Here is a 22,789-nt window from a genome sequence, read left to right on the forward strand (position 1 = left end):
GATCCGGAAAAGTGGACACCGGTTTTCCGACCAGATCATGCGGAAAGAGTAAATCATGGTCCAGGCAATCGTCTTCCTGCCTCTGCTGGGCGCCATTCTGGCTGGCCTGATCGCGCTGTTCGGCGCGCATGCCCGCAACCCCTCGGGCGACACGGTCGAGCATCACGATGATCACGGTCATGGCGCGCACGCCCATGCGTCGGACACGATCAACGAGGATGCGTCGGTCGTCCACGAGACTCATCACGAACCCGGAGATGGCCACGACGACCACCACGTCTCCGAGCCGCCCGCGGCGGGCTCGCGCGCTGCCGAGCTGATCACCACGGCGTTGCTGTTCGTGTCGGCGGCGCTGTCCTGGATGACGCTGGTCGATGTCGGCTTCATGCACCACGACATGCGCATTCCGCTGCTGCCGTGGATCCTCTCCGGCGATCTCCAGGTCTACTGGACGCTGCGGGTCGACACGCTCACCGCCGTGATGCTGGTGGTCGTGACCACCGTGTCCTCGCTGGTGCACCTCTATTCCATCGGCTACATGGACGAGGATCCGAACCGGCCGCGCTTCTTCGGCTATCTCTCGCTGTTCACCTTCGCCATGCTGATGCTGGTGACCGCCGACAACCTCGTGCAGCTGTTCTTCGGCTGGGAAGGCGTGGGTCTGGCAAGCTACCTCCTGATCGGTTTCTGGTACCAGAAGCCGTCGGCGAACGCCGCCGCCATCAAGGCCTTCGTGGTCAACCGTGTCGGCGATTTCGGCTTCGCGCTCGGCATCTTCGCGATCTTCCTGCTGGCCGGCTCGACCGATTTCGAGACCATCTTCCACGCTGCGCCCGGGTTGACCGGCAAGACCATCGACTTCCTCGGCTGGCACGCCGACGCGCTGACCCTGACCTGCCTGCTGCTGTTCATGGGCGCGATGGGCAAATCGGCGCAGTTCCTGCTGCACACCTGGCTGCCGGACGCGATGGAAGGCCCGACCCCGGTGTCGGCGCTGATCCACGCCGCGACCATGGTCACCGCCGGCGTCTTCATGGTGGCGCGCCTGTCGCCGCTGTTCGAACTCGCGCCGAACGCGCAGGCCGTCGTGATGTTCTTCGGCGCCACTACGGCGTTCTTCGCGGCGACCATTGGCCTGGTCCAGAACGACATCAAGCGCATCGTCGCTTACTCGACCTGTTCGCAGCTCGGCTACATGTTCGTGGCGATGGGAGCAGGGGCCTATTCGGTAGGCATGTTCCATTTGTTCACGCACGCCTTCTTCAAGGCGCTGTTGTTCTTGGGCTCCGGCTCGGTGATCTACGCGATGCATCACGAGCAGGACATCCGCAACATGGGCGGCCTGTGGCGCAAGATCCCCTACACCTACGCGGTGATGGTGGTCGGCACGCTCGCGCTCACGGGATTCCCGCTGACCGCGGGCTATTTCTCCAAGGACGCGATCATCGAGTCCGCCTACGCCTCGCACAATCCGTTCGCGATGTACGGCTTCCTGATGACGGTCGTCGCGGCCGGCCTGACCTCGTTCTACTCGTGGCGCCTCATCTTCAAGACCTTCCACGGCGAGCCGCATGACGAGCACCACTACGAGGCCGCGCATGAAGCGCCGATCTGGATGCTGATCCCGATCGGTGTGCTTGCGGTCGGCTCCATCCTGGCCGGCTTCCCGTTCAAGGAGCTGTTCGCCGGTCACGGCATCGAGGAGTTCTTCCGCGAGTCCGTGAAGATGAACCCGCATATCATCGAGGAGATGCACCACATTCCCGAGACCATCGCCTTCCTGCCGACGGTGATGATGGTGCTGGGCTTCCTGGTGTCATACCTGTTCTACATCCGCCGGCCTTATCTGCCGGTCGAGCTCGCGAACACGCAGCCAATGCTGTACAAGTTCCTGCTCAACAAATGGTACTTCGACGAGCTCTACGACATCATCTTCGTCCGTCCGGCGAAGTGGATTGGCTATCAGCTCTGGAAGAAGGGTGACGGCTTCATCATCGACGGTCTCGGCCCCGATGGCGTCTCAGCCCGCGTGCTGGACGTCACCCGCAACGTCGTGAAAATCCAGACCGGCTATCTCTACCACTACGCGTTCGCCATGCTGATCGGTGCCGCCGGCCTGATCACCTGGTTCATGTTCGGCTTTGGAGGCCAGTAAATGACGACCTGGCCAATTCTATCCGTCACGACGTTCCTGCCGCTGGTCGGCGCGCTGATCGTCTATCTCAGCCGTGGCGACGACGAGGCGGCCCGGCGCAACTCGCGCTGGATCGCGCTGTGGACCACGCTGATCACCTTCGCTGTGTCGGTGATCCTGGTCATGCGGTTCGATGCGTCGAGCGCCGACTTCCAGTTCGTCGAGAAGGCGAACTGGCTTGCCACCGGCATCACCTACCACATGGGCGTGGACGGCATCTCGTTGCCGCTGGTGATCCTGACCACCGCCATCATGCCGTTTTGCATCATCGCGAGCTGGAAGGCGATTACCAACCGCGTCCGCGAATACATGATGGCGTTCCTGATCCTGGAAACGCTGATGATCGGCACCTTCTCGGCGCTCGATCTCGTGCTGTTCTACCTGTTCTTCGAAGGCGGCCTGATCCCGATGTTCCTGATCATCGGCGTCTGGGGCGGTCCGCGCCGGGTCTATGCATCTTTCAAGTTCTTCCTCTACACGCTGCTCGGCTCGGTGCTGATGCTGCTCGCGATCATGGCGCTGTACTGGAACGGCGGCACCACCGACATCCCGACCCTGATGCACACCGCCGTGCCGCGCTCGCTGCAGACCTGGGCGTGGCTCGCCTTCTTCGCCTCGTTCGCGGTGAAGATGCCGATGTGGCCGGTGCACACCTGGCTCCCCGACGCCCACGTCGAGGCGCCGACCGCAGGCTCGGTGGTCCTGGCCGCGATCCTTCTGAAGATGGGCGGCTACGGCTTCCTGCGCTTCTCGCTGCCGATGTTCCCGCTGGCTTCGCACGACTTCGCGCCGCTGGTCTTCACGCTTTCGGCCATCGCCATCATCTACACCTCGTTGGTGGCGCTGATGCAGGAGGACATGAAGAAGCTGATTGCGTACTCCTCGGTGGCGCATATGGGCTTCGTCACCATGGGCATTTTCGCCGGTACCATGCAGGGTGTCGCCGGCGGCGTGTTCCAGATGATCTCGCACGGCATCGTCTCCGGCGCGCTGTTCCTCTGCGTCGGCATCGTCTACGACCGCATGCACACCCGTGAGATCGCGGCCTATGGCGGCCTCGTCAACCGGATGCCGCTCTACGCGCTGACCTTCATGGTCTTCACCATGGCCAATGTCGGCCTGCCCGGCACCTCTGGCTTCGTCGGCGAGTTCATGACGCTGCTCGGTACCTTCAAGGTCTCGATCCCGACCGCGTTCTTCGCCACCTTCGGCGTGATCCTGTCGGCCTGCTACGCGCTGTGGCTCTACCGCAAGGTCGTGTTCGGGGCGCTGGTCAAGCCGTCGCTGGCGAGCATGAAGGATCTCACCTTCCGGGAGGGCTTGACGCTGTTCCCGCTGATCGCGCTGACGATCCTGTTCGGCATCTATCCGAAGCCGGTGCTCGACATGTCGGCGGCCTCGGTCCAGCAACTCGTCAACAATTACAACACCGCTGTGACGGCCGTGAAGGCCGCCGCACTGCTCCAGTGAGCGGGCAGGTCAGGATATCGCCATGAGCTTTGAGACTGCAGGTTATCAACTGGCGCCGGTGCTGCCCGAGCTCGTGCTCGCGGTCGGGGCGATGGCACTCCTGATGCTCGGCGCCTATCGCGGGCAGGAGACCACCAAGACGGTCACGACGCTTGCGGTGCTGCTCCTGATCGTTGTCGGCGTGCTCGAATACATGCTGCCCGCGGGCAAGCACGTGACCTTCGGCGGCAGCTTCATCGTCGATGATTTTGCCCGCTTCATGAAGATCCTGGCCCTGATCGGCTCGGCGGTGACGCTGGTGCTGTCGACCGAGTTCCTGTCGGATCCGTCGCGCCGCATCTTCGAATATGCGATCCTGGTGCTGCTCTCGACGCTCGGCATGATGGTGCTGATCTCGGCCGGCGATCTGATCTCGCTTTATCTCGGCCTCGAATTGATGTCGCTGGCGCTCTACGTTGTCGCGGCCTCGAACCGCGACAACGCCAAGTCGACCGAAGCCGGCCTGAAGTACTTCGTGCTCGGCGCGCTGTCCTCGGGCATGCTGCTCTACGGCTCCTCGCTGATCTACGGCTTCACGGGCACGGTGGCCTTCACCGGCATCGCGGCGGCCGCGACGATCTCGAATGTCGGCCTGTTGTTCGGCCTGGTGTTCCTGCTCGCCGGCCTCTGCTTCAAGGTCTCGGCGGTGCCGTTCCACATGTGGACACCCGACGTCTACGAGGGCGCACCGACGCCTGTGACAGCCTTCTTCGCCTCGGCCCCGAAAGTGGCCGCGCTCGCGGTCTTCACCCGCGTCACGCTGACCGCATTCCCGGGCATCGTCTCGCAGTGGCAGCAGATCCTGGTGTTCGTGTCGATCGCCTCGATGGCGCTGGGCTCGTTCGCCGCGATCGGCCAGAGCAACATCAAGCGCCTGATGGCCTATTCCTCGATCGGCCATATGGGCTTTGCCCTGGTCGGACTTGCCGCAGGCACGGTCGAGGGCGCGCAGGGCGTCTTGATGTACATCGTGATCTATGTCGCGATGACGCTGGGCTCCTTCGCCATCATCCTGGCGATGAAGCGGAACGGCCAGCCGGTGGAGCAGATCAGCGATTTCGCAGGTCTCTCTCGGACCAATCCGCTGCTCGCCTTCATGTTCGCGATGCTGCTGTTCTCGCTCGCCGGCATCCCGCCGCTCGCCGGCTTCTTCGCCAAATGGTACGTCTTCGTCGCCGCCATCAAGGCGAACCTGTTCACGCTCGCCGTGATCGGCGTGCTCTCCAGCGTGGTCGGCGCCTACTACTATCTCAGCATCGTCAAGACGATGTATTTCGACGAGCCGGCCGGGCAGGTCGATCCGGTGCGCGTCGAAGTCAAGACGGTGCTGGCGGTCGCGGGCCTGTTCAACATTCTGTTCGCCCTGTTCGCGGGCCCGGTGGTGAGCGTCGCCTCCGCCGCCGCCAAGTCGCTGTTCTAGGATGGCATTCGCGCTCGGTCCTCGTGCGGCGTCGGCGGGCTACAAGCTCGCAGCTTTCGAACGGACCGGCTCGACCAATACCGAGGCGATCGAGCACGCGAGGCGCGGCGAACGCGGCCCGATGTGGTTCGTGACGTCGGAGCAGACCGCCGGCCGCGGCCGCCGCCAGCGCCCCTGGATCGCACCAAAGGGCAACCTTGCAGCCAGCGTCCTCGAAGTCCTGGACGTTGCCCCTTCCGTCGCCGCGACGATCGGCTTTGCGGCCGGGCTGGCCGAGGAGGCCGCCCTGGAGAAGGTCAGCCTGGAGGCTGCACTGCGCCTCGGCGAGGGCCGTCCCCGCTACGCCCTGAAATGGCCGAACGACGTGCTGGCCGGCGGCAAGAAGCTGGTCGGCATCGGCCTGGAGGCCGAAGCCATCGGCGACCGTCTTGCCATCGTCGTCGGCATCGGCACCAACGTCGTCGCCGCGCCCGAGGGTACGCCGACGCCTGCGGTGTCGCTGGCCGCGCTCGGCGTCCAGATCAGTGCGGAGGAGTTGTTCTCGGCGCTCTCCGATGCCTGGGTGGAATTCCGCGGTATCTGGGACAATGGCCGTGGCTTTGCCGAAATTCGCAAATTGTGGCTGGAGCGCGCCGCCGGCCTCGGCGAGCGGGTCGCGATCCACACGGGAGTGATGACGCTGGACGGCATTTTTGACACGATCGACGACACCGGCTGCCTGATCGTCCGCACCGCGGAGGGCCGGCGCGTGCCGGTCGCCGCGGGCGAGGTGTTCTTCGGCACGGCCGCCTCCGTGGGAGCTGCGTGATGGCGAAGCCGGAAGAACTGGTATTTGCACCGCTCGGCGGGGTCGGCGAGATCGGCATGAATTTGTCGATCTACGGCCTCGGCAACCGCCAGCAGCGCGCCTGGCTGGCGATCGATCTCGGCGTCTCCTTCGGCGACGAGGAGCATCTGCCGGGCATCGACCTGATCATGCCCGACGTCAGCTTCCTGGAGAAGGAACGCAAGAATCTGATGGGGCTGGTGCTGACCCACGCCCATGAGGATCATTTCGGCGCCATCATCGACCTTTGGCCGAAGCTGAAATGTCCGATCTACGCGACGCAGTTCAGCGCCGCGCTGTTCGAGGCCAAGTGCGCCGCCGAGCGCAATGCGCCCAAGATCCCGGTGACGGTGGTGCCGTCAGGCGGGCGCGTCGATATCGGCCCGTTCAACGTCGAGTTCATCCCGGTCGCCCATTCGATTCCGGAGTCGCATGCGCTCGCGATTCACACCGAAGTCGGCACGGTGCTGCACACCGGCGACTGGAAGATCGATCCGACCCCGATCATCGGCCGCCCGACCGACGAAAAGCGGCTGCGGGAGCTCGGCGATGCGGGCCTGCTCGCCCTGATCGGTGATTCCACCAACGCCGTGCGCGACGGCCGCTCACCCTCGGAAGCCGAGGTTGCGAGCTCCATCACCGAGCTCGTCAAGGCCGCCAAGGGCCGCGTCGCGGTCACGACCTTTGCCTCCAATGTCGCGCGCCTCAAGGCCGTCGCCATCGCTGCGAAGGCCGCCGACCGTGAGGTCGTCGTGGTCGGCCGCGCCATGGAACGCGTGGTGCAGGTCGCGCGCGAGACCGGCTATCTCGACGGCGTGCAGAGTTTCCGCTCCGCCGAGGTCTACGGTCATCTGCCGCAGGACAAGGTGCTGGCGCTCTGCACCGGCAGCCAGGGCGAGCCGCGTGCCGCGCTGGCGCGCATCGCCAATGACGACCATCCCGAGATCACGCTCAACCGTGGCGACAGCGTCATCTTCTCCTCGCGCACCATTCCCGGCAACGAGAAGGCGGTCGGGGCCATCATCAATGGCCTGGTCTTGCAGGGCGTGGAGGTCATCACCGACCGCGACCAGCTGGTCCATGTCTCCGGTCATCCCCGCCGCGACGAATTGCGCGACATGATCGCCTGGACCAGGCCGCAGCTCCTGATCCCCGTCCATGGCGAGGCCCTGCACCTGAATGAGCACGCCAAGCTCGCGCGTGCCGCCGGCGTGCCGCGCGTGCTGGTCTGCCGCAACGGCGATCTCGTCAAGCTCGGCCCCGGCGATCCCGGCATCATTGGGCAAGTGCCTGCGGGCCGTCTCTACAAGGACGGCACGATTCTGGAGGACTCCAAGTCCCGCGCGGTGGGCGAGCGGCGCCGCATGGCCTTCTCCGGCTGCGCCTTTGTCGCCATCGCCATGACGGAGCAGGGCGAGCTTGCCGACGATCCCGCGGTCGAACTCGTCGGTATCCCCGAGAAGAACAAAGCGGGCGAGCCCTTCGACGACCTCGTCTTCGACGCCGTGGTCTCCACCGTCGAGGGCCTGCCGAAGGCGCGCCGTCGCGACCCGGATGCGCTGGCGGAGTCGGTGCGACGCGCTGTCCGCTCCGTGATCAACGAACATTGGGGCAAAAAGCCCCCCTGTCTGGTACATGTGCTGACAGTGTAACGGGAGAGAAACATGCTGGGCCGGCTCAACCATGTCGCGATCGCGACCAAGGACGCCGTCAAGGCCGCCAAAATCTATGGCACCGCATTCGGGGCCCAGATCTCGGAGGCCGTCGCGCTGCCCGAGCATGGCGTCACCACGGTGTTCGCGACGCTGCCCAACACCAAGATCGAGTTCATCGAGCCGCTCGGCGAGGCCTCGCCGATCGCAAAGTTCCTGGACCGCAACGCCGACGGCGGCATCCACCACGTCTGCTACGAGGTGGTCGACATCATCGCCTCGCGCGACACGCTGGTGAAGGAGGGGGCAAGGGTGCTCGGCGACGGCGTGCCGAAGATCGGCGCCCACGGCAAGCCGGTGCTGTTCCTGCACCCGAAGGATTTTTCCGGCGCGCTGGTCGAAATCGAGCAGGCATAGGCCGAAGCCATGGCCATCCAGATATCAACCGCGATCGCGATCTACTTCGTCATCTGGTGGGTCGCGCTGTTCCTGACGCTGCCGTTTGGCGTGCGCAGCCAGCACGAGGACGGCGTCGGAGTGCCGGGCAGCGACCCCGGCGCGCCGATCCTGACGCGGATGGGGGGCAAGCTGATCTGGACCACCATCATCTCGGCGGTCATCTACGGGATCGCCATGGTCGCCTATCACGCCGGCTATTTGTCGATCGAGCGCCTGTCGAAATTGATGGGCATGCCGTTTTAATTTCGTGGTTGGCTTGGTTGGGGGAAGAATGACTTTTCAGAGGATCGTCGTCGCGCTTCTAGTGCTGATCGTCGCCGGTCTCGGCGCCATCGGCTATTTCGAGTGGAAGATGGCCGTGCAGGTGCGCACCCTGAAGGCGTTCGTCGAGGGCTATGTCTTCAACGAGGCCGTGATCGCCTGCGAGCAGGCCAAGAGCTCGACCCCATTCAAATGGAACGGCGGCAAGAGCACCGCGGTGATCGGCCTGAACTCGGTCAAAACAGACAAATACACCGTCAGCGCCAGCTACACGCTGGTGGCGGACAGCGTCTATTGTGATTACGATCCGATCAAAAGAAAGGCCGAGATCGGCTCGAGCTTCCTGGAGCGGGAGTAACGATTCGGCCATGCCAAGCATGGGATGGGATCGTCATGGCGCAGGGGCAGGGGGACTACCGGATTTTGCATGAGGCGGCGTTGCGGGACTATCTCGCGGGCGTTGCGGATCTCGCCGCGACCCTCGGCGGCGAGCCGGCCTCCTGGTCGATCACCGAAGTCGGCGACGGCAATCTCAATCTCGTTTTCATCGTCAAGGGCGGCCGCGGCGGCATCGCCGTGAAGCAGGCGCTGCCCTATGTCCGCCTCGTCGGCGAGAGCTGGCCGCTGCCGTTGTCCCGGGCTCATTACGAATATCTCGCTTTGTCGCGGCAGGCCGAGCTCGCGCCCGGCCTCGTGCCGGCGCTGCTGCATCACAACGAGGCCCTGGCGCTGACGGTGATGGAGCTGCTCGAGCCCCACATCATCATGCGCAAGGGGATGGTTGCGGGCTCGCAGTATCCGCGCTTTGTCGATGACATCACCACCTTCATGGCGCGGACATTGTTCTTCACCTCCGACCTCGCGGTGTCGGCGGCCGAGAAGAAGCAGGGCATCGCAGCTTTCGCCGGCAACCATGCGCTGTGCAAGATCACCGAGGATCTGATCTTCACCGATCCTTACCGCGTCGCCGAGCAGAACCGCTGGACTGCGCCGTATCTCGATGCGCTCGCCGCAGAGCTTCGCGAGGATATGGACCTCCACGTCGCGATCTCCCGGTTGAAGCTGAAGTTCATGGCGAGCCCCGAGGCGCTGCTCCACGGCGACCTGCACACCGGCTCGATCATGGTCACGGGCGGCGAGACGCGGGTGATCGACCCCGAATTCGCGTTCTACGGCCCGATGGGTTTCGATGTCGGCGCCGTGCTGGCCAACCTCCTGATGGCCTATTTTGCCTCCGCCGGGCATGAGCGCACGCCGGGCGAACGGCGTGCTTTCGAGGCCTGGGTGCTGGAGACGGTGGAAACGGTCTGGAACGATTTTACGCGAAAGTTCCTCGAGCTCTGGCGCGCTGGCGCCGCAGGCGATGCCTATCCCGCCTCACTGTTCGCCGGCGAGACAGGCGCGGCACGGCTGGAAGCCGAGCGGCAGGCCTACATGCAGCGGCTGTTCGCGGACACGGTCGGCTTCGCCGCGGCAAAAACCATCCGCCGCATCTTCGGCCTCGCCCACAATATCGACTTCGAGCTGATCGAGGATCCGCGCCGGCGCGCGATCAGCGAAGCACGCGCCGTCAGGCTGGCAAGGGCGATGATGCTCGAGGTGGGGGCGTTTCCGACCATCGCGGATGTCACCGCTGCAGCGCGAAAATTGCGCGACTGGCAGCCGGAGTTCTAGCGGGCTTCTGCGCAAATCGGTGGGGCCCGCGCGCGACGCTCGCATACGTCAACCCCTTCAAGACGCTTGCGCTCGACGTGCCGTGGATGGTCAACTCTCGGACCAGAGCACGCTGCGTTGTCGGAGGGACCATGATGTTCAGGATAGTGGCGATCATCGCGGGTTTGGGGCTGGCACTGGTGGCCTCGGCGGAGGCCCAGACGCCGCGCAAGGGCGGAACCATCCGCATGACCGCGCCTTATGGCTCGAGCTTCACCAGCCTGGACATTCTTACCACGCAGCGCGCCCAGGACGAGATCTACGCCAAGGCGCTGCACCGGTCGCTCTACATCTGGAATTCCACGGAAGGCAAGCCGGTTCTGGAGCTTGCCAAGGAGGACGTCGTCTCGGGCGGAGGCCTCGTTCATACCTTCAAGCTGCGCGACGACGCCTATTTCCACAACGGCCGCAAGATGACGGCCGACGACATCATCTGGACCTACAACCGCATCATGGACGGCACCAAGGCTTATCCCGGTGCGCGCTATGTCCGCGTGATCGAGGGCGCGGCGGCGGTCGAGAAGGGCCAGGCCAAGGAGATCTCCGGCCTGAAGAAAATCGACGACTTTACCTTCGAGATGAAGCTGACCGAGAAGGTCGATCCAGGTTTCTACTTCTGGAACGCGATCACGTCGATCTATCCCGCCGACGAGGCCGCCAAGGAGAGCTTTCTCCAGAAGCCGATCGGTCTTGGACCCTTCAAATTCGTCGAGCACGTGCCGGGGTCGCGCATCGTTCTGGAGCGCTGGGATCGGTTCTACAAGCCCGGCAAGCCCTACGCTGACAAGATCATCGTGTCGGTCATGGGGGAGGCCGCGGCACGCGATGTCGCCTTCCGCAACAAGGAGATCGACACCTCGGTGCTGGGACCGGCGCAATATGTCGCCTATCAGAACGACGCCGACCTCAAGGGCACGGTCGTGGAAGTCGCCGAGGTCTTCACCCGCTACATGGGGATGAATCCCGCGTTCAAGCCGTTCGCCGACAAGCGGGTCCGGCAGGCGATCAACTACGCGATCGACACCGACCTGATCATCAACAAGCTGGTCAAGGGCAAGGCCTACCGGGCCACCAGCTGGCTGCCGCTCACCTCTACCGCCTACGACAAGGCCATGAAGCCCTACGCCTTCGATCCCGCCAAGGCCAAGCAGCTGCTCGCCGACGCCGGCTATCCCTCAGGCTTCGAATTCGAATGGACCACCAGCCAGAACGAGAGCTGGGGTCTGCCGATCGTCTCGGCCGTGATCCCGATGCTGGACAGGGTGGGCATCAAGGCCAAGGTCAAGCAGGTCGAGACCGCGGTGCTGGCGGAGGTGGTTCGCAGCGGCGACTACCAGGCCTTTGTCTATTCGCAGGCGACCGGACCCGATCCGCAGGCCGCCCTCAAATGCTTCCACTCATCGACACCGCAGTCGGCCTGCAACTACATGAACTTCAAGAATGCCGAGTTCGACAAGCTGATCGACGAGGCGGGGCAGTCCGATGACGCTGCAAAGCGTACCCAGCTGCTGCAGAAGCCCAATGCTGTTCTCTACGAAGAGGCGCCGGTCTGGTTCTTCAACTACAACAAGGCGGTCATGGCCGTGCAGCCGTGGCTCAAGGGGGTTCAGCTGAATGCGACCGAACTGACCCATCAGAACGTCGAAGACCTCTGGGTCGACGAGACCTCGCCCGCGAAGTGACACGCGCTCTCGCGCTCCCTCCGTCGCCATGAACGACGGAGGGAGAGAGGAAAAGTGCCGATGCTCTCCTTCCTGTTCCGCCGCCTGCTGCAGACCATTCCGACCGTGCTCGCAGTGGTGGCTCTGGTGTTCGTGCTGTTCAGCGTCGTTCCCGGCAGCATCGTCTCGTCGATGAGCGACGATGCCGATCCGCAGGTCGAGCTGCGCATGAAGAAGCAGCTCGGGCTCGACGATCCCGTCTATGTCCGCTTCGGCGCCTACATCGCCAAGCTTGCGACCGGTGATTTCGGAACGTCGTTCCGGACGCGCGAGCCTGTGACGTTCATGATCGCCAAGCGGATATGGCCGACGCTCCAGCTCATCTTCACCGCCATGGCGTTTTCCGTCGTGATCGGTGTTCCCCTGGGTTTCATCGCCGCGCTGAAGCCGGGGGGTATCGTCGACACGCTGGCCATGGTCGTGGCGGTATCAGGCCTTTCGATCGCCAAATTCTGGCTCGGACTGGTGCTGATGTACTTGTTCGCGTTGAAGCTCGGCTGGCTGCCGAGTTTCGGCTATGGCGATGGCGGACTGAAATATCTGATCCTCCCGGCCGTGACGCTCGGCGTCTCGCCGATGGCGCTGTTCGCGCGGACGACACGCGCCGCGGTCCTCGAGATCATGACCGCGGATTTCGTCCGCACCGCGCGCTCCAAGGGCATGAGCGAGACCCGAGTCGTGAAGTGGCATGTGATGCGCAACGCGCTTGTCATCATTCTCACCACCGTCGGCCTGCAGTTCGGCGGGCTGATGGGGCAGGCGGTCGTGGTCGAGAAACTGTACTCCTGGCCGGGCATCGGCTCGCTGCTGGTCGACAGTGTCCTGCAGCGCGACATTCCGGCCGTCCAGGGCTCCATTCTTGTCGTGGTGCTGTCCTTTCTCGCTATCAATCTGCTGATCGACGTGCTCTACGGCGTGATCGATCCCAGGATCAGATACGCATGAAGCTCCGCGCCAATCTCATCATCGGTGGCGCGCTGTTCGCGCTTGCGATCCTGGTCGGCCTGCTCGCGCCATGGCTGGCGCATACCGATCCTGTCCTGGACGCCAATCTGCTCAACGCGGAAGAGCCTCCGAGCTGGACTTGGTGGTTCGGCACCGACGACCAAGGCCGCGACATCTATTCCCGCGTCGTCTATGGCGCGCGGGTTTCGCTGACGGTCGGCATCGTCTCGCAGCTCATCAATAGCGTCATCGGCGTCGCGTTGGGCCTGAGCGCCGGCTATTGGGGCGGCTGGTGGGACGATGTCGTCAACGGCCTGACCAATCTCATGCTCGCGATCCCCTCGCTGATCTTCGCGTTGGCCATCATGGCGGTGCTCGGTCCCGGCCTGACCAGCCTGCTGATCGCACTCGGCTTGACCAACTGGTCCTTCACGTGCCGGATCGCGCGGGCCTCGGCGCTGTCGCTGAGGAGCCAGGGCTATGTGCAGGCCGCGACCGTGCTCGGCTACGGCGATCTCCGCATCATGATCACGCAGCTGCTGCCGAACATGCTAGGGCCGATCGTCGTCATCGGCACGCTCGGCATGGGCAGCGCGGTCTTGTCCGAAGCCGCGTTGTCGTTCCTCGGCCTCGGCGTCCGCCCGCCGTTTCCGAGCTGGGGCAGCATGTTGTCGGATGCCCGCGATCAGATCACGACCGCGCCGTGGCTCTCGGTGTTTCCCGGCCTTGCGATCTTCCTGACGGTGCTCGGCCTCAATCTGCTCGGTGACGGCCTGCGCGACATTCTCGATCCGCAATCGCGGAGCCGGCGCACATGACCCGCACGCCGCTGATCGAAGTCGAGGATTTGCGTATCGATCTCGACGATGGATCGCGGCGCGTTGCGGCGGCCGAGGGCATTTCATTCCGCATCGATCGCGGCGAGACGTTCGGCCTTGTCGGCGAATCCGGCTGCGGCAAAAGCATCACGGCGCTGGCCTTGATCGGCCTGTTGCGGCAGCCGTTGTCGATCGGCGGCGGTGTCATCCGGTTTGAGGGACGGGAGATCCAGCACCTTTCAGCCGCCAGGCAACGGGATCTGCGCGGCAATCGCATCGCCATGATCTTCCAGGAGCCGATGACGGCGCTCAACCCGGTCTCGCCGGTGGGCCGGCAGATCGCCGAGATGTTCGTGCTGCACAAGGGCAAGAGCTGGCGGGAAGCCGATAGACTGGCGGTCGAGGCGCTGGCGAGCGTGCGCGTTCCCGCCCCGGAGCGGCGCGTGAAGGATTACCCGCACCAGCTGTCCGGCGGCATGCGCCAGCGCGTGATGATCGCCATCGCGCTCGCTTGCGGTCCGGATCTCCTGATCGCCGACGAGCCGACCACGGCGCTCGACGTGACCGTGCAAGCCGAAATCATCGAGCTGATGCGGAATCTGTGTGCCGAGCGGGGAACCGCAATCCTGATGATCAGCCACGATCTGGGGCTGGTCGCCAATGTCTGCCGCCGCGTGGCCGTGATGTATGCCGGCCGCATCGTCGAGGAGCGCGGCTCGGCCGATATTTTCCGGGCACCCTCGCACCCCTATACGCGAGGCCTGGTTGCCTCGCTGCCGCGGCTCGGCAGTCGCGCAGCGCTTGGCCGCACCCGCCTGACGGAGATCGCGGGTGTGGTCCCGGCCATCACGAATTTCCCCAACGGCTGCCGGTTCAATCCGCGTTGCGCCCAGGCGACCGATATTTGCCGGACCACCCCGCCGGAAGCGGATTTGCTGGACGCCGGCGGCCTGGTCAGGTGTCACCACCATGCATGAGCCGCAAGCTAGTTTGGTTGAAACACGGCCGGACGACGATGTCATTCTCAGCGTCAGAGATCTCGCGGTCCATTTTCCGCTCGGAGGCGGCCTGCTCGGGCGCGGCCGGCGGCTGCTCCGTGCCGTTGACGGCGTCGATCTCACCCTGAAGCGGGGCGAATGCCTCGGCCTCGTCGGCGAGTCCGGCTCCGGCAAGTCGACGGTCGCATTGTCGATCCTTGGCCTCGTGACCCCGACGCGCGGCCGCATCGTGCTGGACGGACAGGACGTGACCAACCGACCATCCGGCGATCGGAAGGCGCTGGCCCGCATCGTGCAGATCGTGTTTCAGGATCCCTACGCCTCGCTCAATCCGCGCCAGACCGTTCGCCGCACGCTGGAAGATCCCCTGCGCGTGCATGGCGTCACGGCCAAGAGCGAGATCGAGGACCGCGTCGCGAAGATGCTGCGGCATGTGGGCCTGCGGCCGGAGCAGGCCGACCGCTACCCGCATGAATTCTCAGGCGGCCAGCGCCAGCGCATCGGCATTGCGCGTGCGCTGATCCTCAATCCGAAGATCGTCATCTGCGATGAACCGGTCTCGGCGCTCGACGTCTCGATCCGCGCCCAGATCATCAATCTGCTGCTGGAATTGAAGGAAACGCTCGGCCTCTCCTACATCATGATCAGCCACGATCTCGGCGTCGTCGAACACATGAGCGACAAGGTCGCCGTGATGTATCTCGGCCGCATCGTCGAGAACGGCCACTGGCGCGAGATCTTCGAACGGCCCGCGCACCCCTATACGCAAGCCCTGATCGCCGCCATCCCCGATCCCTTGCGCCATGCGCCGCTGGCGACGACAGGGGGCGACCTTCCCAACCCGCTCAATCCGCCGAACGGATGCGCATTCAGCCCGCGATGCCGGTATGCGGAGGCTGTGTGTCGGCGCGAGCCGGGGCCTGTGCTTGAAACGCGGGCGGACGGGCACGCGGTGAGGTGTTGGCGAAGTGACGAAATTGGTGCAGCGAGCGTCGCTCTATCTCCGTTACCCTCCGTGCCGGTCGAGCCTATCGTCTGCCACCAACCAGACGAGGGCGGCGATTCGCTATCGAGTTCTCCGCCGACAGGCCACGCAGCCACGCGCGAAAACTGACGATCTCCGGGCAATCCGCGGTGCCTTCAGGCGCAACCAGCCAATCGCCCAAACCCGATCCCTCATCGATCCGGTCGCAGCGATAGCCGGGATGGTGGCCGAGGCCGCGGGCGAGCAGCAGGTCGACCTTGCCCTCGATGAATTCGTGCAGGCCGGCCGGATGCAGCACCCGCAAGCCGATCTCCGCATGCGTGCTGCGAAACGCCGCAAGGTCGAGGCGGCGGAGGTCGAAGCCGCCATGGATGCCCAATTGCAGCAGCACCGCACCTGCCGGTTTCAATTGCGAGGTCGCCTCCGCAATGTGGCGAAAGCCTTCGGAGACGCCGGGCAGATAGGCCTGACCGGCGACGGTGAGGACGAGCTGCTTATGCAGCCGCTCGAAGAGCTGCACGCCGAGGCGCGCCTCCAGCGCCTTCACCTGCTGCCCCACGGCGGCGGGCGTCACGTGCAGCTCGTGTGCGGCCAGTTTGAAGCTGAGATGCCGCGCGGCGGCCTCGAAGGCGCGCAGCGCGTTCAGTGGGGGAAGGGCGTAGGTCATCGGGCTCCATTTTGACACTGATGGGCTGTGGCCTTGCAATAGATTTTCTTGCGCTGAACCGCAGCAATGATGCTTTGCGGAGCGGTGATGGCGCCGGATACGGTCCGACCCGCAATCCGGAGAAACCTCGTGCCCCCAGCTCACCTCGTCAGCCACAATCCCGCAACAGTCCATGCGCCTGCCGGCGGCTACTGCATGGGACTTGAATTGACGCAGTATCGCCGCCTGTTGTTCATCAGCGGCCAGGTGCCGGAGAGACTCGACGGCACCGTGCCCGAAGGTTTCGAGGCGCAGTGCGAGCAGGCCTGGCGCAATTTGATCGAGGTGCTTGCTGCCGCCGGCCTTGGCATCGCGCATCTGGTCAAGGTCGCCACGTTCCTGACTGACCGCAATCAACTCGTGACCAACCGCTCCATTCGTCGCGCGATGCTGGGCGAACACCAGCCTGCGCTGACGGTCGTGATCGTCGAGACCGTCGACAGCAAATGGCTGCTGGAGATCGAGGCGATCGCCGCGGAGTGAACCAGCCGACTTTGCAATGAGCCAATCATATCGGGTGTCCCATGGCTGAGATCATCCATCCGTTTTACGAAGCGCATCGCGGTGCAATGGAGGCCGCCATGCGCGATCGGCTCGATTTGGCCGAAGCGATGTTGCGTGAGTGCGCGCAACTTTCCGAGATCGACGAGATCAGGCGCGAGGTGATGGACGAGTTCGAAATCGTGCTCACCCAAATGCCCTATGTCGGCGGCGCGGCAAGCCGCATGAGCGATTTCTTCATGCGTCTGATGGGTTTTATGGCCATCAGCCGGGTGCTGCGGCGCCACGGCGTGCCGGTGCCTGTGATCGGCGAGATCGAGCGGGAAACCTACAAGGCGCAATTGCTCACCGCGCCTGAAGCGGAGCGTCTCGACTCAGGGCGTCAATTCATGTCGCCGGAGAACCAGGCCTTGCTGCGCGAGCAGGCGGCAAGAATCGCGACTGAAAGCCATCAGACCGAATTTCCGGAAGATTTCGTCTACGATTTCGTCGAGCCTGATACGGGTGACAGTTTTGAGTTCGGCATCAACTACAAGGCTTGCGGCTTCTGCAAACTCGCGGCGCGCCATGACGACAAGGACATTTTGCCGAACATCTGCGGGCTCGATTTCGTTGCCTACGCAGCGCGAGGCATCCGGCTGGAAAGGACACAGACGTTAGCGGGCGGTGCGAGCCACTGCAATTTCCGGTTCTCGCGGCTTGCGCCGGATGAGAAAGCGGAGAGCTAAGCCGCGTTCTCATGCTCCGCGATCGAGGTGAGGCTGGATTGCCCCTGCTGTCACGTCGTCATTGCGAGCGCAGCGAAGCAATCCAGAATCTTTCCGCGGCGGCAGCCTGGATTGCTTCGCTGCGCTCGCAATGACGGAGTTTGGGGAGCGACCCTGAGCCCATCCGCGCCCGCTGCCACGATGACATCCTGCTCCTGTTTTGCCCGACGAGTCAAATGCCGCCACGGTCGCAGCTACACAATTTCGGATTTTTGTAAGTCGTTGAATTCCCTCACAGTCTCTACTGTGCATGAGGTTGTTTTCGCGCTTTTTGTTTTGAGGGGCGGCTATTCCACCGCTTTCTCCCTCAGCCGCTGCGCATAAACATTGATCACCAGCGCTGCCAGCAGGATCAGGCCGCGGATCAGGATTTTCAGGAAGCTGTCGATGTTGACGTGGTCGAGGCCGTTGTTCAGAACACCGAGAACGAAGAGACCGACGATGGTGTTGCCGATGCCGCCGCGGCCGCCGAACAGGCTGGTGCCGCCGACGACGACGGCAGCGATGGAGTCGAGCAGATAGGTGTCGAACTCGTTCTGCTGCGCGCTGCCGAAATGAGCGACACCGAGCATGCCGCCGATACCGGAGCACACCGCCGAAATGACCATCACCGCGCCGAGGATGAGCTTGACGTTAAGGCCGGAATATTCGGCCGCCTCGCGGTTGCCGCCGACCATGTAGACGTAGCGGCCGAAGCGCGTGTAGGTCAGCACCAGATGTCCCAAGAGGAGCATGATCGCGGCGACGATGACGATCCATGGGATGCCGCCGATCGATCCGGAGCCGAGCGTGGTGATCACGCCGGGCACCTTGTAGGCGATCTGGCCCCGCACCAGCAGCGCCGAGATGCCGGCCGCGATCTGCATCATCGCCAAGGTCATGATGAAGGAGGGGATGCCGATCACGGTCAGTCCCAGCGCATTGACGAGGCCGAGAAACGCGCACAGCAAAATGGCCAGCAGGATCGCTGCGGCCCCGGGCAGGGGAATGTTGGGAATGTTGACGTAGGATTCCTGGAGCGTGAAGTAGGCGACCGCGATTCCGGTGACGTTGGCGATGCTGGCGATCGAGAGGTCGATCTCCGCGCAGAGGATCACGAAGGTGAGGCCGACGGCGATGATGCCTGTGACGGAGACCTGCGTCAGGATGTTGCCGAGATTGTCCAGCGTCGCGAACGACGGACTGGCCAGCGCGAAGAAGCCGGACAGGAAGATCAGCGTCAGGAACGGGGCGATGTTGCGCATCTGCGAGCGCAGGAAGGGCGCAAGCCCTCGCGTCCGCTGCCCCGCCGCCAAAGCCGTGTCACTGCTTGCCATGGTGCTTCTCCGTCACGCCGCTTCCAGCAGGCGGTCCTTGCTGACCGGCTCGTTCTTGAATTCGCGCACCAATGCGCCGCGCTTGAGCACCAGGATGCGGTCGGCCAGCGACAGCACCGTTTCCGGCTCGGTCGACAGCACGATGATCGCGAGCCCCCTGGCGCGGAGATCACGGACGATGTTGATGACGTCGTTCTTGGCGCCGACATCCATGCCGCGAGTGGGCTCGCAGAGCACCAGCAGTTTTGGCGGATAGGTCAGCCATTTCGCCAGCGCGACTTTCTGTTGGTTGCCGCCGGAGAGCATGCCGAGATCGAGGCCGACCACGGGTGGCCTGATCTGGAGCTGCTCGACCTGGCGCTTTGCGATGTCGCGCTCCTGCGCCGGCTTGAGCAGCAACGCCGAGATGCGATCGAGGATGCTGATCGAGATGTTCTTGTAAACCGGCTCCTGGTGAAACAGCATCGCGCGCCGGCTCTCCGGCACCAGCGCCACCCCGGCGCGCCGTGCCGCCGCCGTGCTCGCGAAGGTCTTGGGCTTGCCCTCGACAGCGAGCGTGCCGCCGTCCGGCTTCAGCTTGCCGAACAAGATGCGCGACAGCTCCTGCTGGCCGCAGCCCATGAAGCCGTAGATGCCGAGCACTTCGCCGGCGCGCGCCTCGAAGGAGATGTCCTTCAGGCTGCGGGCCAGCGACAGCTGGTCGACCCTTAGGACAACCGAGCTGTCGCTCGGTTGGGGCAGCATCAAATCGTCGCTGTAGCTGTGCTCGAGCGCTTCGCCGCCGCGGCCGATCATGGCCTCGATCAGCGCGCCCTTGTTGGTCGCGGCACTTGCCGTCTCCGCGACCTTCCGCCCGTTGCGGAACACGGTGACCGTGTCGGACACGCGCAAGATGTCCTCGATGAAATGCGAGATGAAGACGATCGCCGTGCCTTCCTCGCGCAGGCGCCGCAGCGTCGCGAACAATCGCTCGACCTCGGGCGGAGAGAGGGCGGACGTCGGCTCGTCCAGGATGACGATGCGGGCGCCGGAGAACAGCACGCGCGCGATCTCGATCAGCTGCTGCAGCCCGATCGGGAGATCGCCGAGCCTGCTCATCGGATCGACGTCGATGCCGAAGCGGGCGAGCTGCTCGCCGGCCTCCCGCGCCATCCGCCGCCATTGCACGAGGCCGAGGGCGTTGGTCGGCTGGTTGCCCAGAAACACGTTCTCCGCAACCGTGAGGTCGGGCGCGACGGAGAGCTCCTGGTGCACCATGGCGATGCCGGCGCTGTGGGCATCGCGGGCCGACCGGAAATGCATCTCCTGTCCGTCGATCAGGAAGCGGCCGGAGAATTCGGTGTGCACGCCGGCGATGATCTTCATCAGCGTGCTTTTTCCCGCGCCGTTCTCGCCGACGAGACCATGGATCTCGCCGGGTGAAAGCGCGAAGTCGACACCACGAAGCGCCTCGACGCCGCCGAAGCTCTTCGTGATGCCCTGCAGTTCCAGGATGGGCGAACGATCCTCTCGCATGGAGGCTCAGATCAGGAAGTGATCCTGCATCCATTGCATGCCGGCGGCGTTGGCCTTGGTGACGACCGGACCGTCGGTGACGACGTTCTTGGGAATGCCCTGTCCGCTCTTTTCGCCGCCGACCACGGCGGAAACGCCCGCGATGATGGCGCCGCCATGAATGCGGCAGGACGGATTGCGCACGGTGGCGAACATGCGGCCTTCGCTGACCGCCTGGATCGCCGGCGGCATCGCATCCACGCCGCCGATCAGGATGTTGGTGCGGCCCCGCGCCTTCATGATGTTGGCGGCGGCGAGCGCCATGTCGTCATTGTGGAAGAACGCCGCGTCGATCTGCGGATACTTCGTCAGGTAGGTTTCCCAGAGACGCGCGGTCTTCGACACATCCCAGTCGGCCGGCTGGGTGTCGAGCACCTCGATCCCAGGGAATTGCTTCACGACATTGTTGAAGCCCTTGGCGCGGCCCTGCGCGCCGGTGTGGCCGAGGGCTCCTTGCGTCATGATGATCTTGCCCTTGCCGCCCATGGCGTTGCACAGCGCCTGCGTCACGGAGGCGCCCATGAACTCGTTATCGGGGGCGAGGAAGGAGTGGACGTTGATCTGGTCGAGCGGCGCAATCAGCGTGTCCATGTCGATCACGGGCGTGCCGGCGTCGATCATCTTCTGCACCGGCTGGGTGAGCGTGCCGATGCCAAAAGCCTGGATCGCGACGAAGTCCCATTTCTGCGAGGCCATGTTGTCGATCGCCGCGCGTTGCTTCACGGCATCGAGCTGGCCGTCGAACCAGGTGACCTCGACATTGAACAGCTTGCCCCAGAATTCCGCGGCCTGCTTGCCCTGCGCGCACCAGGTCGCCTGGAGGCCCGCGTTGGAGAACGCCGCCTTCAGCGGCTTCTCGCTTCGTCCGACTTCGGCTGCAAGGGCGGGGTTTATGCCCATGCTGCCGAGGATGGCAGTCGCGGCGCCGGCGGTTGCTGCCGCCTGAAGAAGATCGCGCCTCGTCGTCGAGAAATCTTTCGTCCCGGACATCGCTCGCTCCCATACAATTCTATCTCGGCGCGTCATTGATTGCGCGACCGATGTTCGAAAGTGTCTCACAAGAGTTGGTGCCACTCAATCCGCAATCAACGGCGGGGTCGCCGCGAGCTCGTGTTGGTGCAGCGCAAAGCGTCAGGCCTGTACGGCGGCGAACGCGTCGATCTCGATGAGCAATCGGTCCCATGCCTGCGCCATGCCCGGCGACCATTCATCGCGGAGAAGATCGCGCAGCGTATCCCTGATGACGGCGAAGAAGGCGATGAACAGCTCGCGCGGCGTGCCGTAGCCATCGTGCGATACGACCTCGCATGTGATCAGCCGGAATTGCCCGCGGCGATCACCGGCGAAGTCGAGAATCGCCTCGATCGTGAGTGCGAGCATCGATCCCATCACGATCTCGCTGCCTAGCGTGCGGAACATCGCCCGGGTTTCGGGATGCTGCTCGAACAGCCGCTGATAGACGAGTGGCGTGAGATCGATGCAGCGCGAGGCTGCAAGTTCAAAGCTCTGTTCGATCGGATTGGGAGAAGGATTCATCGGTGCTTTAGCCCCGCAGACAAAAAAAGAGCGGGGCCCTAGCCCCGCTCGAAAATTGTGTCGACCCTATTATCCCCGATTCTAAGATTTGATCTTGATTGGCGGGGCGACGCTGCATTTTGCGCGTCAGGGGCTCCTCCCGAGACTTGGACCACCAGACTTCGACCTCGCGGCCAGCCTGAGCAAAAGGATGCTAGATCAACTTTTCTCACTTGTCATCATTTTCGGCAACGAATGTTCAAAATTCGAGCAATTGACGAAATGATCGGGCGGCCGGCCGCATAAGTGTATGACAAATATAAGAAATCTGTGGATGGGCCAGGTCTCGACTGCCTCAAATCCCGGAGGTCCCCTCCCTTGGGCCGGCCGGACCACAGTTTCCGGGGAATTTGCGCGGGACCAAGAAGGCGGCGGAACCGGGCTCGACTTGGCCATCCGCCGGTGTTTAGTTAGTAGACGAACAAACGGTTCGGCGGATGCGCGCACGGCTGCAAAAATTCCTACCTCTGGTCCTGCTTGCCCTAGTGATGCAGGTGCTGGCGCCGATTGCCGCCTGTCTGGCGGCCGGCCAGGCCGTGGCCGATCCGCTGTCCGCCGCCGTCATCTGCCACAGCGCAGGCGAGCAAGGCGGGCTGAACGATCCGGCGGGTACGCCGGTCGCACATGCCGGTACGTGTGCCCTCTGTTGCCTGGCGCAGGTGGGCGCGTCGCCCGATTCGCCGCCGCACGCCGCACTCTCCGTTCCCTTGCGCCACGCCCAGCGCGTGGTGTGGCGCGCGGCGGAGGCATTCGCCGGCGCGGCCCATAAGGGCACAAACGCCCAGGCGCGCGCCCCGCCTCAATTTTCCTGACGACTCTCGTGATCGCCGCGGTCCGCCGCAGGCGATTGATGCTGTCGAATGGCCGGA

Annotated in this window: 22 protein-coding genes; 17 read left to right on the plus strand and 5 right to left on the minus strand. The window is 64.1% G+C overall.

What is annotated here, in order from left to right; genetic code table 11:
* Positions 1-55 precede the first annotated feature (55 nt).
* The 14 genes from nuoL (at position 56) to IVB50_RS28375 (ending at position 15,630) form a co-directional block, all read left to right on the plus strand.
* Complete coding sequence (gene nuoL, locus IVB50_RS28310; RefSeq protein ID WP_247298475.1) at positions 56-2,155, plus strand: NADH-quinone oxidoreductase subunit L; 2,100 nt, start codon at positions 56-58, stop codon at positions 2,153-2,155.
* Positions 2,156-3,664 carry an NADH-quinone oxidoreductase subunit M gene (locus IVB50_RS28315; RefSeq protein WP_018455082.1) on the plus strand — a complete coding sequence of 503 codons (1,509 nt, stop codon included), beginning with the start codon at positions 2,156-2,158 and terminating at the stop codon, positions 3,662-3,664.
* 22 nt (positions 3,665-3,686) lie between these two features.
* Positions 3,687-5,123 (plus strand): NADH-quinone oxidoreductase subunit NuoN, encoded by a 1,437-nt coding sequence (nuoN, locus tag IVB50_RS28320; RefSeq protein ID WP_018455081.1) that lies wholly within the window; start codon positions 3,687-3,689, stop codon positions 5,121-5,123.
* A 1-nt stretch (position 5,124) separates the two neighbouring features.
* On the plus strand, positions 5,125-5,931 hold the full coding sequence (locus IVB50_RS28325) for a biotin--[acetyl-CoA-carboxylase] ligase (protein WP_085394843.1): 807 nt from the start codon (positions 5,125-5,127) through the stop codon (positions 5,929-5,931).
* On the plus strand, positions 5,931-7,601 hold the full coding sequence (locus tag IVB50_RS28330) for a ribonuclease J (RefSeq protein ID WP_018455079.1): 1,671 nt from the start codon (positions 5,931-5,933) through the stop codon (positions 7,599-7,601). Before IVB50_RS28325 ends, IVB50_RS28330 begins: the two co-directional genes overlap by 1 nt.
* 12 nt (positions 7,602-7,613) lie before the next feature.
* Positions 7,614-8,018, plus strand: a complete 405-nt coding sequence (mce, locus tag IVB50_RS28335) for a methylmalonyl-CoA epimerase (RefSeq protein ID WP_018455078.1) — start codon at positions 7,614-7,616, stop codon at positions 8,016-8,018.
* Between the two features lie 9 nt (positions 8,019-8,027).
* Positions 8,028-8,303: a DUF1467 family protein gene (locus IVB50_RS28340; RefSeq protein WP_018455077.1), complete on the plus strand. Its 276-nt coding sequence runs from the start codon at positions 8,028-8,030 to the stop codon at positions 8,301-8,303.
* Between the two features lie 28 nt (positions 8,304-8,331).
* Positions 8,332-8,679, plus strand: a complete 348-nt coding sequence (locus IVB50_RS28345; RefSeq protein WP_007603574.1) for a hypothetical protein — start codon at positions 8,332-8,334, stop codon at positions 8,677-8,679.
* Between the two features lie 35 nt (positions 8,680-8,714).
* Positions 8,715-9,995: an S-methyl-5-thioribose kinase gene (mtnK, locus tag IVB50_RS28350; protein ID WP_018455076.1), complete on the plus strand. Its 1,281-nt coding sequence runs from the start codon at positions 8,715-8,717 to the stop codon at positions 9,993-9,995.
* 134 nt (positions 9,996-10,129) lie between these two features.
* Positions 10,130-11,716 carry an ABC transporter substrate-binding protein gene (locus tag IVB50_RS28355; protein WP_247298550.1) on the plus strand — a complete coding sequence of 529 codons (1,587 nt, stop codon included), beginning with the start codon at positions 10,130-10,132 and terminating at the stop codon, positions 11,714-11,716.
* Positions 11,717-11,776: 60 nt separating this feature from the next.
* Entirely contained in the window at positions 11,777-12,700 is a 924-nt protein-coding gene (locus IVB50_RS28360; RefSeq protein ID WP_018455074.1) for an ABC transporter permease, read from the plus strand.
* The gene (locus IVB50_RS28365; RefSeq protein WP_007603580.1) at positions 12,697-13,518 is read left to right on the plus strand and encodes an ABC transporter permease; all 822 of its coding nucleotides are present in this window, start codon (positions 12,697-12,699) and stop codon (positions 13,516-13,518) included. Before IVB50_RS28360 ends, IVB50_RS28365 begins: the two co-directional genes overlap by 4 nt.
* Positions 13,515-14,495 (plus strand): ABC transporter ATP-binding protein, encoded by a 981-nt coding sequence (locus IVB50_RS28370; protein ID WP_018455073.1) that lies wholly within the window; start codon positions 13,515-13,517, stop codon positions 14,493-14,495. Before IVB50_RS28365 ends, IVB50_RS28370 begins: the two co-directional genes overlap by 4 nt.
* A complete protein-coding gene (locus IVB50_RS28375; RefSeq protein ID WP_247298478.1) occupies positions 14,488-15,630 on the plus strand; it encodes an oligopeptide/dipeptide ABC transporter ATP-binding protein in 1,143 nt (380 codons plus the stop codon). Before IVB50_RS28370 ends, IVB50_RS28375 begins: the two co-directional genes overlap by 8 nt.
* Here IVB50_RS28375 and IVB50_RS28380 read toward each other — a convergent pair.
* Positions 15,545-16,168, minus strand: coding sequence for a LysR family transcriptional regulator (locus tag IVB50_RS28380; RefSeq protein WP_247298480.1), 624 nt, complete (start codon positions 16,166-16,168; stop codon positions 15,545-15,547). The two genes, IVB50_RS28375 and IVB50_RS28380, sit on opposite strands and share 86 nt — an antisense overlap.
* A gap of 129 nt (positions 16,169-16,297) precedes the next feature.
* Here IVB50_RS28380 and IVB50_RS28385 point away from each other — a divergent pair, with 129 nt between their 5' ends.
* Both IVB50_RS28385 and IVB50_RS28390 read left to right on the plus strand, forming a co-directional pair.
* Positions 16,298-16,690 carry a RidA family protein gene (locus IVB50_RS28385; RefSeq protein WP_247298483.1) on the plus strand — a complete coding sequence of 131 codons (393 nt, stop codon included), beginning with the start codon at positions 16,298-16,300 and terminating at the stop codon, positions 16,688-16,690.
* A gap of 41 nt (positions 16,691-16,731) precedes the next feature.
* On the plus strand, positions 16,732-17,436 hold the full coding sequence (locus IVB50_RS28390) for an L-2-amino-thiazoline-4-carboxylic acid hydrolase (protein ID WP_247298486.1): 705 nt from the start codon (positions 16,732-16,734) through the stop codon (positions 17,434-17,436).
* Between the two features lie 326 nt (positions 17,437-17,762).
* Here IVB50_RS28390 and IVB50_RS28395 read toward each other — a convergent pair whose 3' ends face one another.
* The 4 genes from IVB50_RS28395 to IVB50_RS28410 form a co-directional block, all read right to left on the minus strand.
* On the minus strand, positions 17,763-18,791 hold the full coding sequence (locus IVB50_RS28395) for an ABC transporter permease (protein WP_085353317.1): 1,029 nt from the start codon (positions 18,789-18,791) through the stop codon (positions 17,763-17,765).
* Positions 18,792-18,803: 12 nt separating this feature from the next.
* Positions 18,804-20,306 (minus strand): sugar ABC transporter ATP-binding protein, encoded by a 1,503-nt coding sequence (locus IVB50_RS28400; RefSeq protein WP_018455067.1) that lies wholly within the window; start codon positions 20,304-20,306, stop codon positions 18,804-18,806.
* 6 nt (positions 20,307-20,312) lie between these two features.
* The gene (locus IVB50_RS28405; protein WP_007610940.1) at positions 20,313-21,335 is read right to left on the minus strand and encodes a sugar ABC transporter substrate-binding protein; all 1,023 of its coding nucleotides are present in this window, start codon (positions 21,333-21,335) and stop codon (positions 20,313-20,315) included.
* Positions 21,336-21,476: 141 nt separating this feature from the next.
* Positions 21,477-21,881, minus strand: coding sequence for a globin (locus tag IVB50_RS28410; protein WP_085353314.1), 405 nt, complete (start codon positions 21,879-21,881; stop codon positions 21,477-21,479).
* A 476-nt stretch (positions 21,882-22,357) separates the two neighbouring features.
* Here IVB50_RS28410 and IVB50_RS28415 point away from each other — a divergent pair, with 476 nt between their 5' ends.
* On the plus strand, positions 22,358-22,732 hold the full coding sequence (locus IVB50_RS28415) for a DUF2946 family protein (protein WP_247298489.1): 375 nt from the start codon (positions 22,358-22,360) through the stop codon (positions 22,730-22,732).
* The last annotated feature ends 57 nt before the right edge of the window (positions 22,733-22,789 follow it).

The organism is Bradyrhizobium sp. 87, from assembly GCF_023073015.1.
Taxonomy (GTDB): domain Bacteria; phylum Pseudomonadota; class Alphaproteobacteria; order Rhizobiales; family Xanthobacteraceae; genus Bradyrhizobium; species Bradyrhizobium canariense_D.

Excerpts from the sequence above, each read along its gene's own strand:
- IVB50_RS28330 (WP_018455079.1), top strand. The coding sequence starts at position 5,931 with ATGGCGAAGCCGGAAGAACTGGTATTTGCACCGCTCGGCGGGGTCGGC.
- IVB50_RS28315 (WP_018455082.1), top strand. The coding sequence starts at position 2,156 with ATGACGACCTGGCCAATTCTATCCGTCACGACGTTCCTGCCGCTGGTC.
- IVB50_RS28415 (WP_247298489.1), top strand. The coding sequence starts at position 22,358 with ATGCGCGCACGGCTGCAAAAATTCCTACCTCTGGTCCTGCTTGCCCTA.
- mtnK (WP_018455076.1), top strand. The coding sequence starts at position 8,715 with ATGGCGCAGGGGCAGGGGGACTACCGGATTTTGCATGAGGCGGCGTTG.
- IVB50_RS28395 (WP_085353317.1), bottom strand. The coding sequence starts at position 18,791 with ATGGCAAGCAGTGACACGGCTTTGGCGGCGGGGCAGCGGACGCGAGGG.
- IVB50_RS28340 (WP_018455077.1), top strand. The coding sequence starts at position 8,028 with ATGGCCATCCAGATATCAACCGCGATCGCGATCTACTTCGTCATCTGG.
- IVB50_RS28405 (WP_007610940.1), bottom strand. The coding sequence starts at position 21,335 with ATGTCCGGGACGAAAGATTTCTCGACGACGAGGCGCGATCTTCTTCAG.
- IVB50_RS28355 (WP_247298550.1), top strand. The coding sequence starts at position 10,130 with ATGTTCAGGATAGTGGCGATCATCGCGGGTTTGGGGCTGGCACTGGTG.
- nuoN (WP_018455081.1), top strand. The coding sequence starts at position 3,687 with ATGAGCTTTGAGACTGCAGGTTATCAACTGGCGCCGGTGCTGCCCGAG.
- nuoL (WP_247298475.1), top strand. The coding sequence starts at position 56 with ATGGTCCAGGCAATCGTCTTCCTGCCTCTGCTGGGCGCCATTCTGGCT.
- IVB50_RS28390 (WP_247298486.1), top strand. The coding sequence starts at position 16,732 with ATGGCTGAGATCATCCATCCGTTTTACGAAGCGCATCGCGGTGCAATG.
- IVB50_RS28345 (WP_007603574.1), top strand. The coding sequence starts at position 8,332 with ATGACTTTTCAGAGGATCGTCGTCGCGCTTCTAGTGCTGATCGTCGCC.
- IVB50_RS28365 (WP_007603580.1), top strand. The coding sequence starts at position 12,697 with ATGAAGCTCCGCGCCAATCTCATCATCGGTGGCGCGCTGTTCGCGCTT.
- IVB50_RS28380 (WP_247298480.1), bottom strand. The coding sequence starts at position 16,168 with ATGACCTACGCCCTTCCCCCACTGAACGCGCTGCGCGCCTTCGAGGCC.
- IVB50_RS28375 (WP_247298478.1), top strand. The coding sequence starts at position 14,488 with ATGCATGAGCCGCAAGCTAGTTTGGTTGAAACACGGCCGGACGACGAT.
- IVB50_RS28370 (WP_018455073.1), top strand. The coding sequence starts at position 13,515 with ATGACCCGCACGCCGCTGATCGAAGTCGAGGATTTGCGTATCGATCTC.
- IVB50_RS28400 (WP_018455067.1), bottom strand. The coding sequence starts at position 20,306 with ATGCGAGAGGATCGTTCGCCCATCCTGGAACTGCAGGGCATCACGAAG.
- mce (WP_018455078.1), top strand. The coding sequence starts at position 7,614 with ATGCTGGGCCGGCTCAACCATGTCGCGATCGCGACCAAGGACGCCGTC.
- IVB50_RS28410 (WP_085353314.1), bottom strand. The coding sequence starts at position 21,881 with ATGAATCCTTCTCCCAATCCGATCGAACAGAGCTTTGAACTTGCAGCC.
- IVB50_RS28325 (WP_085394843.1), top strand. The coding sequence starts at position 5,125 with ATGGCATTCGCGCTCGGTCCTCGTGCGGCGTCGGCGGGCTACAAGCTC.
- IVB50_RS28360 (WP_018455074.1), top strand. The coding sequence starts at position 11,777 with ATGCTCTCCTTCCTGTTCCGCCGCCTGCTGCAGACCATTCCGACCGTG.